Genomic DNA, 15040 nt, shown 5'->3' on the forward strand with positions numbered 1-15040 from the left:
GATCAGAGCTCCGCGTACAGGCGTGCAGGGTTGAAGATGCCCCGTGGGTCCAGTTGCTGCTTGAGACTGCGGTGATAACGCAAAAGTGCCGGCGACAACGGCTGGAACGGGCTGTCGATCAGGCCGTGGCTGTAGCAGGTGACGTGGCCGCCGACTTCCTCGACGACTTTGCGAATGAACCCCGCTTCGGCGTCCGACTTCAGCCAGCGCTGGGCGCCGCCCCAGTCGATCAATTGCCGGCCGGGCAGTGACAGGCGTGGCGTGTTGTGCGGCACTGACAAGCGCCACAGCGGTTGATCCTCATCGAAGAAGCGCAGCCGATGCTCGTTGAGGTCGGCCCAGAACGTCGAGTCGAGGCGCTCGCCACCCAGGCGCTCATGGGCTGCCGTCACCGAACCTTCGCCGCCTTCCAGGCGCAGGTGCAGGCGCTGCCCGTCGTGACAGGCGGCGCTGATCGGCAGCGGTTGCTGGCCCCATTCGGCCAGGCGCAGCAAGGCGCGGTCGCTGTCCATGTCCAGGCTGATGCTCAGGGTTTGCCGGGGCTTGGGCAGGACCTTGAGCGACACTTCGGTGATCACCCCAAGGCTGCCGAAACTGCCGGCCATCAGGCGCGACAGGTCATAACCGGCGACGTTTTTCATCACCTCGCCACCAAAGCGCAGGTGCTTGCCATGCCCGGTGATGACCCGCGTGCCCAGCACGAAATCGCGCACCGAACCGGCCCAGGGCCGCCGTGGCCCGGACAGCCCGCTGGCGATTATCCCGCCGACGGTGGCGTCTTCGCCGAAGGCCGGCGGTTCGCACGCGAGCATCTGCTGCGAGCCGTCGAGGATGTAGGTCAGCTCCGAGAGCGGGGTGCCGCAACGGGCGGTGATCACCAGCTCGGTCGGGTCGTAGGCCACCACGCCACGGTGGGTGCGGGTGTCGAGCACTTCGCCGGCGACGATGCGTCCCAGAAAAGCCTTGCTGTTGGAGCCCTGGATGCGCAGCGGTGTGGCGTTTTCCAGGGCCTGGTTGACCTGTTCCAGCAGCGCGGCGCTGTCATCGAAAGCCTGTTCACGGTACATCAGAAGCGCTCCAGCTCAGGGAAGGGCAATTGCCCGGCGTGCACATGCATGGCGCCGAACTCGGCGCAGCGGTGCAGGGTCGGGATGTTCTTGCCGGGGTTGAGCAGGCCGCTGGGGTCGAAAGCCGCCTTGACCGCGTGGAACAGAGTCAGTTCGTCGCTGTTGAACTGCGCGCACATCTGATTGATTTTCTCCCGGCCGACGCCGTGTTCGCCGGTGATGCTGCCACCGACGCTCACGCACAGTTCGAGGATCTTGCCGCCCAGGGTTTCCGCACGTGCCAGTTCCCCGGGTTGGTTGGCATCGAACAGGATCAGCGGGTGCATGTTGCCGTCACCGGCATGGAATACGTTGGCCACGCGCAGGTCGTACTCGGCGGACAACGCCGCAATCGCTTGCAGCACCCCCGGCAGTTCCCGGCGCGGGATGGTGCCGTCCATGCAGTAGTAATCCGGCGAGAGGCGCCCGACCGCGGGGAAAGCGTTCTTGCGTCCGGCCCAGAAGCGCACGCGTTCGGCTTCATCCCTGGCCTGGCGCAGCTCGGTGGCCCCGGCCTGTTCCAGCACCTGGCGCACGCGGTCGCAATCGTCGTGGACGTCGGCTTCGACGCCATCGAGTTCGCACAGCAGGATGGCTTGCGCGTCCACCGGGTACCCCGCGTGGATGAAGTCCTCGGCGGCGCGAATCGCCAGGTTGTCCATCATCTCCAGCCCGCCGGGAATGATCCCGGCGGCGATGATGTCGGCCACGGCGCGGCCGGCCTTTTCCACGGAGTCGAACGCCGCCAGCAGCACCTTGGCGGTCTGCGGTTTGGGCAGCAGCTTGACCGTGACTTCGGTGATCACACCAAGCATGCCTTCAGAGCCGGTGAACAGCGCCAGCAGGTCGAAGCCCGGCGAGTCGAGGGCGTCGGAACCTAGGGTCAGGTGTTCGCCCTCGACGGTGAGGATGTCCACCTTGAGCAGGTTGTGCACGGTCAGCCCGTATTTCAGGCAGTGCACGCCGCCGGCGTTTTCCGCGACGTTGCCGCCGATCGAACAGGCGATTTGCGAGGACGGGTCCGGCGCGTAGTACAGGCCATAGGGCGCCGCCGCCTGGGAAATCGCCAGGTTGCGCACCCCCGGTTGCACCCGTGCGGTACGCGCGGCGGGGTCGATGTGCAGGATGTGGTTGAAGCGCGCCATCACCAACAGCACGCCTTTTTCCAGGGGCAGGGCGCCACCGGACAAGCCCGTACCGGCGCCACGGGCGACCACCGGCACACGCATTTCATGGCACAGGCGCAACACGCCTTGCACTTCCTCGATGTGGCGCGGCAGCACCACCAGCAGCGGCGTGGTGCGATAGGCCGACAGGCCGTCGCACTCGTACGGCATGAGTTCTTCCTGCTGATGCAACACTTCCAGCTTCGGCAGGCGGGTGCGCAGGGCCTGCAACAACGCGGCCCTGTCGACGTCGGGCAGCACGCCATCGACGTCTTCATCGTAGATAATGTTCATGGCCGTTTTACCTTACTCCATTCATATTGCCAGGCCCACCTCCCTGCAATGTCCCTGTAGGAGCGAGCTTGCTCGCGATGGTCGCCCAGACAACGCGGGTATCCAGACAGCCAGCGTCATCGTTGACGACCATCGCTAGCAAGCTAGCTCCTACAGGGAGGGGGAGGACTCAATGCCCCCCGACCACCATCTGCGTAAACGGCGCCACATACGCCTGCAACGTCACCAGCCCACCCACCAGAATTGCCAGCACAATGGAATGGAAGAACACATAACGCAGGATTTCCCCCTCATGCCCATACCAGCGCGTGGCGGTGGACGCCACCACGATCGACTGGGCATCGACCATCTTGCCCATGACCCCGCCGGAACTGTTTGCAGCGGCCATCAGCACCGGGCTGAGGTTGAGCTGTTCAGCCGTCACCCGTTGCAAACCGCCGAACAGCACGTTGGACGCAGTGTCCGAACCGGTCAACGCCACCCCGAGCCAACCGAGTAATGTGCCGAACATGGGGTAGAAGATCCCGGTCGCGGCAAAGGCCAGGCCCATCGTCGCATCCAGCCCGGAATAGCGCGTGAGGAAGCCCAGGGCAAGCATCGCCGCAATGGTGATCAGCGAATAGCGCACCACCCAGATCGTGCGCAGGTACTGGCGGATCAGTTGCGGGATCGAGTAGCCCATCAGCAGCCCGCCGACGATGGCGGCCAGGAGAATGCCGCTGCCGGTGCTGGTGAACCAGGTGAACTTGTAGATCGCTTCTTCGGTTTTCGGCGTTGGCACTACCGGCGGCACCTTCTCGACCTGCTGGTGCAGGGTGGTGAAGGTCAGGACCGGGGCGAAGATCGGGTTGGCTTCGCGCACGGGTTTGCCCTGCGGGTCGAGCTTGGCCGACTGGGTCACCGGGTCAATCGCCGGGCGTGTGTCGAACAGGTTCTTGAAGCCCTGGGTGCCCCAGGCGAACACGAACACCGTGAGGATGATCCACGGCATCCAGGCGCGCATCACCGCGGGCTTGGCGTCACTGGCGAAGGTTGCGGTGGGTTCGGGCTTGGCCGCATGCTCTTCGTCGATCTTCGAATTGTCCACGCGCCCGGTCAACGCTGCCGAGGTGTGCACGGTGGCCGGCTTCCACACCTTGAGGAAGCCGGTCAGGCAGGCCATGGAAATCAGCGCGGCGATCACGTCCACCAGCATCGGCCCGTGGTAGTTGGACACGATGAATTGCGGCACGGCGAAACTGATCCCGGTGACCACGATGGCCGGCCAGACTTCGATCATCTTGCGCCAGCCGGCAAAGGCCCAGATCAGCCAGAACGGCACCAGCACCGAAAAGAACGGCAGCTGACGACCGACCATCATCGACAACTCCATCTCATCCAGCCCGGTCACCTTGGCCAGGGTGATGATCGGCGTGCCGAGGGCGCCGAAGGCCACGGGCGCAGTGTTGGCGATCAGCGCCAGACCCGAGGCGGCCAGGGGCGAGAAGCCCAGGCCAATCAGGATCGCCCCGGTCACCGCCACCGGCGTGCCGAAACCCGCCGCGCCCTCGAAGAACGCACCGAAGCAGAAGGCGATCAGCAGCAATTGCAGGCGCCGGTCGTCGGTGATCCGCGCGAGCGAATCCTGCAGCACTTTGAACGAGCCGTTCTCGGTGGTCAGCCGGTGCAGGAAAATGATGTTGAGCACGATCCAGCCGATCGGCAGCAAGCCGTTGGCCGCGCCATACAGCGCCGCGGAACCTGCCATGTTGGCCGGCATGCCGAAGGCGAAAATCGCGATGATCAGGGCTGAGGCGAGGGCGAGCAATGCCGCCATATGTGCTTTGATGTGAAAGAAGGCCAGGGCCGCCAGCATCACCACGACGGGGACGGCTGCCATGAGCGTTGAAATGACCGGGTTACCGAACGGATCGTAAATTTGCTGCCAGACCATGTTCACCTCTGCTTCTTATTGTTGGGATTGCAGACCCCTGAGGGGGCGGTGGCTTGTAGTATAGGTGGCATTGCGCCGCTGTCCTGTACGCGGTAAATCGCGGGTTACAGCGGGTTTTTCCAGATCAGCAGTACAGTTCTCGCGGAGGAAAGCGGTGATGACCGAACGCCATTTGCTTCACACCGAAACGCTGTCGAACGGTTGCAGTATCAAGGTCAAGGCCGAGATCCTGCGCGATGGATCACTGGGCATGTTCATCGGCGTCTACCGCCCCGACGGCTCGGCCATCGAGGAAAACCACCATCCCGCGGTGCACTTCCTCGATATGGAAGCGGCGATGGCGTGGGGGATCGAGCAGGCCAAGGGCATCGGGAATGGCCAAAGAACGTTGTAAAACATTGCACCCCCCCCTGTAGGAGCGAGCTTGCTCGCGATGGCGGTATATCAGATACCAATGTGCTGACTGACCCACCGCCATCGCGAGCAAGCTCGCTCCTACAGGTCCGGTGGGCTCAGGCCTTGCTCGCCGCCAGATACGCCCCAAGCCGCCGGCCCATCTCTTCGCCGAGCGCCTGCAAGCCGCTCATCGGCCGCACCATCACCTCGAACTCGACGATCTTGCCCTGTTCGTCGAAGCGGATCATGTCGATGCCCTTGAGCTCCTTGCCGCCGACCTTGGCGCTGAACTCCAGCACCACGTTCAGACCATCGGCCGTCACCAGTTCACGGTGATAGGCGAAATCCTCGAACACCTTGCACACCGTGTTCAAAATCATCGAAACCACCGGCGCGCCGGGGTAGGGCGTGTGTGCCATCGGTGAGCGGAACACCACCTGCGGCGCCAGCAAGGCCGGCAGGGCCTGCAAGTCGCCCTGGCGGATCATCTCGTGCCACTGGCTCAGCGACTGCGCGGCATTGGGGTGCAGTTTCAGCTCGGACATCGTCAACTCCTGTTTTTGTTTTTCTGGTCGGAGACTGTAGCGCAAGGGTTGTGTCGGTCTGCTTATGGGGGTGTATTCAAGCGGTCGATGGCGGAGCAATGTCGGTTATTTTCTTTGCTTTTCAAGACGGGTCGTTGCGAGGCAAATCGGTCTAAAAACACCCACCCACGCCGCTGCCAAAGGACTAGGATTGAACATGTAGGTGAAGACGCAGACTGATGCGCAAGCGGATGGCAAGGACACGTGGGGCGCGTCCCGAAGGGTACACGGTTAGAAAGATCTCCGCGCTGAGATCCAGCCCTTATGCCGTGTGAGGCACCAGAGCAACTATCGCTCTTGTGTGAGAGGCCTGATAAACCTTGTAAGCCGGAGACCAGCACCGGCCACCTACTTAAACCAAAGCCCGCCCAGTGCGGGCTTTGACGTTTTTGCACTTTTCCCCCCTGGTGTACTCAATCCCCCCCTGTGGGAGCGAGCCTGCTCGCGATGGCGGTACATCAGCCAAATCCTTACTGGCTGACCCACCGCCATCGCGAGCAGGCTCGCTCCCACAGGGGTCGGATCTACGCCTGGGTGACACCGAAATTGGCCATTTCGATCCCCTTTTGGCCGACCTCGCACTATGAACCACTCATCCCGTCAGCAAGAATCGAAGCCACACCGCTGTCGCAGCACGTTCGCCAAACCACAACTAGAATCCTGTTTTCCTTGCCTCGGGCAATTTCCAGGCCTGCCGTGTTCAGAACATAAAAAACAACGCAAACACTTGGGGAATTCTTCATGGTCACGATCAAACGCATACTGGGCGCCACCGTCTGTGGGCTGACGCTGCTGGGCAGCGCCGCGCACGCCAAGGAGCAGGAGCTGCGGGTCTACAACTGGGCCGACTACATCCTGCCTTCGGTACCCAAGGATTTCGCCCAGAAGACCGGGATCAAAGTGACCTGGGACACCTTCGACACCAACGAGGCGCTGGAAGCCAAGCTGCTGACCGGCAACTCCGGCTACGACCTGGTCGTGCCGTCCAACCAGTTCATCGAGACCCAGATCAAGGCCGGCGTGTTCCAGAAACTGGACAAGTCCAAGCTGCCGAACTGGTCGCACCAGGACCCGGCGCTGCTGGCGCTGCTGGACAAGAATGACCCGGGCAACCAGTACGGCGTGCCCTACATGTATGGCACCGTGCTGATCGGCTTCAACCCGGCCAAGGTCAAGGCGGCGCTGGGTGACAACGCGCCGGTGGACAGCTGGGACCTGGTGTTCAAGCCCGAAAACATGGAAAAGCTGAAATCGTGCGGCGTGGCCATGCTCGATTCGCCCTCGGAAATCCTGCCGATCGCCTTGCACTACCTCGGTCTGGACCCCAACAGCCAAAAACCGGAAGACTACGAAAAAGCCAAGGAACTGTTGATGAAGGTGCGTCCGTACGTGACCTACTTCAACTCCGCCAAATACATGACCGACATCGCCAACGGTGACATCTGCGTGGCCATCGGCTACTCGGGCAGCTTCTATCAGTTCGGCAACCGGGCCAAGGAAGCCGGCAACGGCGTGGTAGTTGATTGGCGCCTGCCGAAGAGCGGGGCGCCGATCTGGTTCGACACCTTCGCCATCCCGAAAAGCGCGAAGAACGTCGAAGAAGCCCACGCGTTCCTCAACAACCTGCTGGACCCGAAAGTCATCGCGCCGATCAGCGACTTCCTCGGCTACCCGAACGCCAACAAGGATTCGATCCCGCTGATCAACAAGGAAATCACCGGCAACCCGAACCTGACCCCGACCCCGGAAGCGCTGAAGACCCTGTACGTGGTGCAGCCGCTGCCGCAGAAAATGGAGCGGGTACGGACGCGGGTTTGGACCAGTATCAAGTCGGATAAGTAACCTGGCCTGACTGTGGGAGCGAGCCTGCTCGCGATGGCGGTGTATCAGAGACATTGATGTCGACTGACACACCATCGCGAGCAGGCTCGCTCCCACATTGGTTTGGGGAAACCTGCCGTCAGATATGCGCCAACGCCTGCGCCAGGTCGCCGCGCAGATCCTCCACATCCTCAACCCCCACCGACAAACGCACCAGCCCATCACCAATGCCCAACTGTGCGCGGGTCTCGGCGGGGATGGTAGCGTGGGTCATGATCGCCGGGTGCTCGATCAGGCTCTCCACGCCGCCCAGGCTTTCGGCCAGGGCGAAGATCTGCACGTTTTCGAGGAAGCGTCGGGCACCCGCCAGGTCGGTGTTCAAGTCGATGGAAATCATCCCGCCAAAACCGCGCATCTGCCGTTTCGCCAGTTCATGTTGCGGGTGTGAGGGCAGGCCGGGGTAGTAGACCCGGGCCACCTGCGGCTGGAGCTCCAGCCACTGCGCCAGCTCCAGGGCGTTGCTGCAATGGCGCTCCATGCGCAGCGCCAGGGTCTTGACCCCGCGCAGGGTGAGGAAGGCGTCGAACGGCCCGGCAATCGCGCCAATCGAGTTTTGCAGGAAGCCCAGGCGTTCGGCCAGTTCCGGGTTGTTGCCCACCACCGCAATGCCGCCGATCACGTCGGAGTGGCCGTTGAGGTACTTGGTGGTCGAGTGCAGCACGATGTCGAAACCCAGCTCCAGCGGGCGCTGGATCCACGGGCTGGCGAAGGTGTTGTCGGCCACGCAGATGATCCCGCGGGCGCGACAGATGCGGGCGACGGCGGCGAGGTCGGTCAGGCTCAGCAGCGGGTTGCTCGGCGTCTCGACCCAGACCATGCGCGTGTCGTCCTGCAACGCCGCCTCGAAGTTCGACAGGTCGGTCAGGTCGACGAAACTGAAGCGGTGCCCGGCGCTGCGCTTGCGCACCTTGTCGAACAGGCGGAAGGTGCCGCCGTACAAGTCATTGCCGGAAACGATGTGCGAGCCGGCGTCGAGCAGTTCGAGCACCGTGGAAATCGACGCCAGCCCCGAGGCGAAGGCAAAGGCCTGGGTGCCGCCTTCGAGGTCGGCGACGCAGCGCTCCAGGGCGAAGCGCGTCGGGTTGTGCGAGCGCCCATAGTCGAAACCCTTGTGCACGCCGGGGCTGTCTTGCAGGTAGGTGGAGTTGGCATAGATCGGCGGCATCAACGCCCCGGTGGTCGGGTCCGGCGTTTGCCCCGCGTGGATCACCCGCGTGGCGAAGGCGCGAGGTGTGGCGTTTTCATCGTGTTGACTCATGCAAGGGATCTCCGCAAATGATTGAGCAGGTCGAAGCGGGTAATCAGGCCATGAAAGCCCGCGGAATCGGCGATGATCGCCACCAGGCCGCGATCGAGTTCCACCTGCAACTCGGCCAGGCTGGCGCTGGCGGGCAGGGTTTCCACTTTGTCGGTCATTGCGCTGGCCACGGTCAAGCGAAAGTGTGATGGATCCTTGTGCGTGCCCAGGAGAATGTCGGACTCATCGATCACGCCCACCAGCTTCTGCCCATCTTCCAGCACGGGCAACTGCGACACATCCGCCAGGCGCATGCGCTGAAACGCGGTGAGCAGGGTGTCGTCGGGGCTGACGCTGACCACCCGACCGTCCTCGAAACGCCGGGCGATCACATCACGCAGATCACCGTACGGCTTGCGCTTGAGCAGGCCCTGATCGTTCATCCACTGGTCGTTGTAGACCTTGGACAGATAACGCGTGCCGGTGTCGCAGACGAAACTGACCACACGCTTGGGCTCGGTCTGTTCGCGGCAGTAGCGCAGCGCGGCGGCCAGCAGGGTGCCGGTGGAAGAACCGCCGAGAATGCCTTCGGCGCGCAGCAACTGGCGGGCGTGGTCGAAGCTGTCCTCGTCGCTGATCGAGTAGGCGCTGCGCACGCTGGAGAGGTCGGTGATGGCGGGAATGAAATCTTCGCCGATGCCTTCCACCGCCCACGAACCGGGGGTGGGCATGGTGCCGCTGCGGCTGTATTCGGCCATCACCGAGCCGATCGGGTCGGCCAGGACCATTTCCAGATCGGGCTGCACCCGCTTGAAGAACCGGGTGATACCGGTCAGCGTGCCGCCGGAGCCGACCCCGATGACGATCGCGTCGACGTCATGCTGGGTTTGCGCCCAGATCTCCGGCGCGGTGCTGCATTCATGGGCCAGCGGGTTGGCCGGGTTGTTGAACTGGTCGGCGAAGAACGCATCGGGAATGTCCCGTGCCAGCCGGGCGGCGACGTCCTGGTAGTAATCCGGGTGCCCCTTGCCGACATCGGAGCGGGTGATGTGCACCTCGGCGCCCATGGCCTTGAGGTGCAGGACTTTCTCGGTGGACATCTTGTCCGGGACCACCAGCACCACCCGGTAGCCCTTGGCGCGACCGACCAGGGCCAGGCCCAGGCCGGTATTACCGGCGGTCGCCTCGACGATGGTGCCACCGGGTTTCAAGCGGCCATCGCGTTCGGCGGCGTCGATCATGGCCAGGCCGATGCGGTCCTTGATCGAACCGCCGGGGTTCTGTGATTCGAGTTTGAGAAACAGCGTACAGGGGCCGGTATCGAAGCGGCTGACACGCACCAGCGGCGTGTTGCCGATCAGTTCGAGGACGGCAGGACGGGAGTCATTCGGCATGGGTCTACCTCTCTGTGCATTGCTTGGACCATAGGCCGCGATGACGCCCCTCGCAACCTGGCATGGCCAACGGTCGCCCGATCTGCACCGATCCCCCCTGTAGGAGCGAGCTTGCTCGCGATGCGGTGTGCCAGTCACCCTTTGAGTCGCCTGACACTACGAATCGCGAGCAAGCTCGCTCCTACAGAGGGCCGCAGAACCCTTGTGGGAGCGGGCTTGCCCGCGATGTGCGCAAGAACACCTCGGGGGGCCAGATGCCCAGCGTTATCGTTGACGACCATCGCGGGCGAGCCCGCTCCCACAGGAGAGTGCCAACGCCAACAGGATCAACCCAAACGCCACCGCAAACGTCACCCGCATCCCATGTCCGATGGCCTGTGGCGAGGCGCTGGCCACATCGGCAGCTTGTGTGGCGAAGGCGAAGACTGCGCCCATCACCGAGGCGCCGGTGATCAGGCCGAGGTTGCGCGACAGGTTGAGCAGGCCGGCGATGACGCCGCGTTGCTCGGCCGCCACGTCGCCCATGACCGTGGTGTTGTTGGCGGTCTGGAACACGGCATAACCGAGGGTGAGCACCACGATTGGCACGACATAACCCGCCGCCCCCAACGCCTGCGGCAACAGTGCCAGGACCAGGCAGCCGACGGCCATGGCGAGCAACCCGATAACCGTCATCCGCCGTGCGCCGAAACGGTCGGCGACGCGCCCGGCGGGCATCCCCGTGAGCGCCGCCACGCAGGGGCCGATGGCCAGCACCAGCCCGGTGACCGTCGGGTTCAGGCCCAACCCATGGGCGAGGTAGAACGGCCCGACCACCAGCGTGGTCATGATCACCGTTGCCACCAGTGTGCTCATGGCCAGGCTGGCGCTCAGCACCCGGTTACGCAATTGCGCCAGGCGGATCAATGGCGAAGCGACGCGTGCCTGGGCCAGCACGAACAAGCCCAGGCCCACCGCTGCCGCCAGCAACAACACCAGGTTGAGCACAGCAAAATGCCCGCGCCCGAGGGTCATCGCCAGGGCATACGCCGCCAACGTCAGCGCCAGCAGCACGGTCCCGATCACGTCGAAACCGCCCCGTGCGCCGGAGGTCTGCGGGCGATCCGCCGGCAGGTAGCGCGACGCCAGATACAGCGTCATTAGGCCCAGCGGCACGCTGACCAGGAAGATCGCCTGCCAGCCAAACCCCGAGATCAGCAAACCACCCAGCGAAGGCCCCATCGCCGTGCCAATCGCCGACATCGTGCCCAGCAGGCCCATGGCGCTGCCGGTCCTGTCCCGGCTCACCGTCGCGCCCACGAACGCCATGGTCAGGGCCATCATCAGCGCCGCGCCAAGGCCTTGCACCGCGCGGGCGCCGATCAACCAGGCCAGCGACGGCGCCAGGCTGCACAGCAGCGAGGCGAGGGTGAACACGGCAATGCCCGCCAGCAGCAAGCGGCGCCGACCCATAAGGTCACCGAGGCGGCCGGCGCTGACGATCAACGTGGTGATGGCCAGCAGGTAGGCGAGCACCACCCATTGCACTTGCTGGAAGCTGGCGTCGAACACCTGCGCCAGGGTCGGCAAGCCGACGTTGGCAATGCTGGTACCCAACGACGACAGCAACATCGACAGCGACAGGCTGACCAGCGCCCAACGCACGGTGGGTGTATGTGGCGTGCTGTCCACGCTGGCAATCGTCGGTTTCATCGGGCTCTCCTGATAGGCAAATGGCGCTATCGGAAATCTACGCCCGCGCCTAACATGGCGGAAGACGCACGGTTTGCACTTTATTCATGCACACGACGCCCTATCACCCGTACGAGGCGAGCCATGTCCACACCCGATTTCAACCTGCTGATCACCCTGGATGTGCTGCTGGCCGAAGGCAGCGTGGCGCGTGCGGCCAAGCGCCTGCGCCTGAGCCCGTCGGCGATGAGCCGGGCCCTGGCGCGGCTGCGCGAAACCACCGGTGACCCGCTGCTGGTGCGCGCCGGCCGCGGGCTGGTGGCCACGCCCCGGGCGCAGGAGTTGCGCGAGCGGGTCGGTCAACTGGTGCAGGAAGCCGAAGCGATGCTGCGCCCGGCAGAGCAGCCGGACCTGAGTCAGGTGTCCCGCACGTTCACCTTGCGCACCCGCGAGGGTTTCGTCGACAGCTTCGGCCCGGCACTGATCGCCCGGGTGGCCGCCCAGGCGCCCGGCGTGCGCCTGCGTTTTGTCGGCAAGCCGGACAAGGACAGCACGGCCCTGCGCGAGGGCAGTGTCGATCTGGAAACCGGAGTGGTGGGGGATGGCGCCAGCCCCGAGCTACGCACCCAGGGTTTGTTCCGTGATCGCTTCATCGGCGTGGTGCGTGCCGGTCATCCGCTGGGCGAGGGTGAGATCAGCGCCGAACGGTTTGCCGCGTGCGGCCATGTGGCCGTGTCCCGGCGCGGTCTGGACAAGGGACCCATAGACGAGGCGCTGGCGCAGTTGAGCCTGCAACGGCACATCGTCACCTCGGTCGCCGGCTTCTCCACCGCACTGGCACTGGCCCGCGCCACCGACCTGATCGCGACCATCCCGGCGCACTACACCGAAAGCCTGCGCACGGGCATGCACAGCTTCGAGCTGCCGATTGCGTTGCCGCCTTTTACGGTGTCGATGCTCTGGCATCCGCGCATGGACGCGGACCCGGTGCATCGCTGGTTGCGTGGGTGTGTGCGGGAGGTGTGCGGGCAATAGACAGCGCTTGCCCGCCGGTTCAGAAGGTGAACGAACGCGAACCTTGGTGGGCCAGCTCGACGTCCAGCAGGTGTTCGGCCAGCACGTCGTTGAGGAAGCGGAACTGATCGTTGAGGCCGACCACTTCGTTACTGAAATGGTGAGTGGCGGCAGGCATCAGCAAGTCTTCGAAGCGCTTGTTGAACACCAGCGCACGGGTTTTGCGCGAGACGACCTGCTGCGAGTAGTAGTTCTTGCCAAACACCGGAAAGCTCACGGCGAGGTTGACGATATGGATCATTAAGAGCACTCCTCGGTCAGGACGTACCACGCAAAAACGCTCAGCGTGAAGGCTGTCAGGGCCAGGCAAGTCAGAAGATGAATCAGCATGATGGGCCCCTCCAGTTCGGGGTTGTGTGTCGGGTTGAAGTCGATCCTACGCTGACGGTGCTGGGGCGGAAGGCATTCGTGGCGATTGTGAATATCGACGATGGTGATGGTTGGGATTTGGGGTGTCTGTGAGGGCCGATCGCGAGCAGGCTCGCTCCCACAGTTTGGATTTGTGAACACCGGACCATTGTGGGAGCGAGCCTGCTCGCGATCGGCCCTCAAGACCACCACAAAACCCCAGAGCTATACTTCAACTCACCCCCAACCCACCCTGGACACCGCGACCTTGAACTCCCGTTCGCTGATCGTCGCCGTGCTGATCATCCTGGCCGGATGCGCCACGACTTCGCGCGCGCCGCCGCCAGCGCCACCGGTGATCATCGCCCCGGCCACCTGGCAGCAGGTCGACCGGGACATAGTCGAGGCCTCGCGCTCGGCCACCGAGCAGACCAAGATTTACAGCCGCGGCGCCATGGAATACTGGCGCACCCGGGTCTACCAGTTGACCGAGGAAAACTTCATCCCCTGGTTCAGCAGCTACTGGACCCAGGAATGGCTGTCGATGAAGGTAAGCTGGTACACCATCAGCGCCCAGGGCGAGCAGGACGCCTCGGCCAAGCGCCTGGCCGCCTATCTGCTGGAGGAGTACCAGGAACGGGTGCTCAACCCGGTGGCCGTGGAAATCGACCCCGACCAGATCCTCGCGCTGTCCACCGCCTTTTACGTCGACATCCTCCAGGAAGAGCTACAGAAGATCTCCCAGCGCTACGGCGTGCCCATGGCCCAGCTCAATGGTCGCCTGCAGAAAGTCCCGGCCATCGCCCTCGGCCCGCCGCCCGCGCGGGACGCTTCGTTGTACCAGGTGGTGCACACCCAGCCGCTGAACACCTTGCCGGCCTATGCGGCGCTGATCGACAAGATCCACAAGGCCGGGGGCGACAAGGGTGTGGATTCCACCGACACCGCCATGGCGCCGGTGGCCAAGCGCGCCAGCCAGCGCATGGAAGCGGAAATGGCCCCACGTGGCGCCGCCAGTGCGGTGGCGGCCGCTGCCGGCAAGCTCGCCGGCGGCCTGATCACCGTGGGCGTGGCCGGGATTCGTGCGCTGATCCAGGCCAGCGACCGCCCGGACAGCGAAGCGCTGATCCGCAGCAGCCTGGGCAACACCTTCGACAAGGCCTGGATAAAACTGGTGCAGAACCCGACCAGCGGGGTCATGGCCGGCACGCTGTACATGGCCGGGCAGATCGAGGGCAACCTGGCCGGCAGCGCCGAAGTGCCGTCGGTCAGTTCAGGTGGGGCGGGTGTCGATTGGGAGCCGCCGCAAGCGACTAACCAGCAGTTCGTCCCCCAACCCCACGCTGGAGAATGACCATGTCCTACGTTGATGGCTGCGTGATCGCGGTGCCCACCGCCAACCGCAGCAAATTCGAGCAACACGCCAAGACCACCGCCGCGATCTTCAAGGAGAACGGCGCCCTGAGCATCGTCGAATGCTGGGGCGAGGACGTGCCCGATGGCAAAGTGACCTCGTTTCCCCAGGCGGTGAAGCTCAAACCCGACGAAACCGTGGTGTTCGCCTGGATCGTCTGGCCGGACAAGGCCACCCGCGAGGCCGGCATGCAGAAAATGATGGCCGACCCACGCATGCAGTCCGACGCCAATCCGATGCCGTTCGATGGCCAGCGCATGATCTTCGGCGGCTTCGACATCTTCCTGCAGGCCTGAACCGGTGCAGGGTCACTCCGGCGACGGGGTGATCCTGCAACTCTTGCGGTTGTGGATCTCGTCGTCCGTGGGCCGCTGCCTGACGAATTCGAAACGCGGCTCACCTTCGCTATAGTGAACCAGCCAGCCCCATTCCAGCTCTGACTCCTTCTGTCCCGGTTGCGGTGGCCTGGCCCACCATGGCTCTTTGCTGATGATTTCTCGCATGGCCCTGTCCCGTTCATTCGGATGCTTGAACTATAACGT

14 protein-coding genes are annotated in these 15040 nt (G+C 64.0%); 5 read left to right on the plus strand and 9 right to left on the minus strand.

Going from position 1 to position 15040, the window contains the following annotated elements:
* Positions 1-2: 2 nt before the first annotated feature.
* The 3 genes from glcE to ABVN20_RS04205 all read right to left on the minus strand — a co-directional run bounded on the left by glcE (position 3) and on the right by ABVN20_RS04205 (position 4499).
* On the minus strand, positions 3-1067 hold the full coding sequence (glcE, locus tag ABVN20_RS04195) for a glycolate oxidase subunit GlcE (RefSeq protein ID WP_368554237.1): 1065 nt from the start codon (positions 1065-1067) through the stop codon (positions 3-5).
* On the minus strand, positions 1067-2566 hold the full coding sequence (gene glcD, locus ABVN20_RS04200) for a glycolate oxidase subunit GlcD (protein ID WP_368554238.1): 1500 nt from the start codon (positions 2564-2566) through the stop codon (positions 1067-1069). The genes glcE and glcD overlap by 1 nt, the downstream gene beginning before the upstream one ends.
* Positions 2567-2735: 169 nt before the next feature.
* A complete protein-coding gene (locus ABVN20_RS04205; protein WP_368554239.1) occupies positions 2736-4499 on the minus strand; it encodes an L-lactate permease in 1764 nt (587 codons plus the stop codon).
* A 157-nt stretch (positions 4500-4656) separates the two neighbouring features.
* On the opposite strand from ABVN20_RS04205, the gene ABVN20_RS04210 reads away from it, so the two are divergent.
* Entirely contained in the window at positions 4657-4893 is a 237-nt protein-coding gene (locus tag ABVN20_RS04210) for a hypothetical protein (RefSeq protein WP_368554240.1), read from the plus strand.
* A gap of 118 nt (positions 4894-5011) precedes the next feature.
* Here ABVN20_RS04210 and ABVN20_RS04215 read toward each other — a convergent pair whose 3' ends face one another.
* Positions 5012-5440, minus strand: coding sequence for a nuclear transport factor 2 family protein (locus ABVN20_RS04215; protein WP_368554241.1), 429 nt, complete (start codon positions 5438-5440; stop codon positions 5012-5014).
* 780 nt (positions 5441-6220) lie between these two features.
* On the opposite strand from ABVN20_RS04215, the gene ABVN20_RS04220 reads away from it, so the two are divergent.
* Positions 6221-7321, plus strand: coding sequence for a polyamine ABC transporter substrate-binding protein (locus ABVN20_RS04220; RefSeq protein ID WP_368554242.1), 1101 nt, complete (start codon positions 6221-6223; stop codon positions 7319-7321).
* A gap of 118 nt (positions 7322-7439) precedes the next feature.
* Here ABVN20_RS04220 and ABVN20_RS04225 read toward each other — a convergent pair whose 3' ends face one another.
* The 3 genes from ABVN20_RS04225 to ABVN20_RS04235 all read right to left on the minus strand — a co-directional run bounded on the left by ABVN20_RS04225 (position 7440) and on the right by ABVN20_RS04235 (position 11683).
* Positions 7440-8618, minus strand: coding sequence for a cystathionine gamma-synthase (locus tag ABVN20_RS04225; protein ID WP_368554243.1), 1179 nt, complete (start codon positions 8616-8618; stop codon positions 7440-7442).
* Entirely contained in the window at positions 8615-9991 is a 1377-nt protein-coding gene (locus ABVN20_RS04230) for a pyridoxal-phosphate dependent enzyme (protein ID WP_368554244.1), read from the minus strand. Before ABVN20_RS04230 ends, ABVN20_RS04225 begins: the two co-directional genes overlap by 4 nt.
* Positions 9992-10255: 264 nt before the next feature.
* The gene (locus ABVN20_RS04235; RefSeq protein ID WP_368554245.1) at positions 10256-11683 is read right to left on the minus strand and encodes an MFS transporter; all 1428 of its coding nucleotides are present in this window, start codon (positions 11681-11683) and stop codon (positions 10256-10258) included.
* Positions 11684-11806: 123 nt separating this feature from the next.
* Here ABVN20_RS04235 and ABVN20_RS04240 point away from each other — a divergent pair, with 123 nt between their 5' ends.
* Complete coding sequence (locus ABVN20_RS04240) at positions 11807-12697, plus strand: LysR family transcriptional regulator (RefSeq protein ID WP_368554246.1); 891 nt, start codon at positions 11807-11809, stop codon at positions 12695-12697.
* A gap of 19 nt (positions 12698-12716) precedes the next feature.
* On the opposite strand, the gene ABVN20_RS04245 is transcribed toward ABVN20_RS04240, so the two are convergent.
* The gene (locus ABVN20_RS04245) at positions 12717-12977 is read right to left on the minus strand and encodes a hypothetical protein (protein WP_368554247.1); all 261 of its coding nucleotides are present in this window, start codon (positions 12975-12977) and stop codon (positions 12717-12719) included.
* 375 nt (positions 12978-13352) lie between these two features.
* Here ABVN20_RS04245 and ABVN20_RS04250 point away from each other — a divergent pair, with 375 nt between their 5' ends.
* Positions 13353-14438, plus strand: a complete 1086-nt coding sequence (locus ABVN20_RS04250; protein ID WP_368554248.1) for a hypothetical protein — start codon at positions 13353-13355, stop codon at positions 14436-14438.
* 2 nt (positions 14439-14440) lie between these two features.
* On the plus strand, positions 14441-14794 hold the full coding sequence (locus tag ABVN20_RS04255) for a DUF1428 domain-containing protein (protein WP_368554249.1): 354 nt from the start codon (positions 14441-14443) through the stop codon (positions 14792-14794).
* A gap of 12 nt (positions 14795-14806) precedes the next feature.
* Here the strand turns inward: ABVN20_RS04255 and ABVN20_RS04260 are convergent, their stop codons facing one another.
* Positions 14807-15001 (minus strand): hypothetical protein, encoded by a 195-nt coding sequence (locus ABVN20_RS04260; protein ID WP_368554250.1) that lies wholly within the window; start codon positions 14999-15001, stop codon positions 14807-14809.
* Positions 15002-15040: the final 39 nt, after the last annotated feature.

The organism is Pseudomonas sp. MYb118, assembly GCF_040947875.1.
GTDB lineage: Bacteria > Pseudomonadota > Gammaproteobacteria > Pseudomonadales > Pseudomonadaceae > Aquipseudomonas.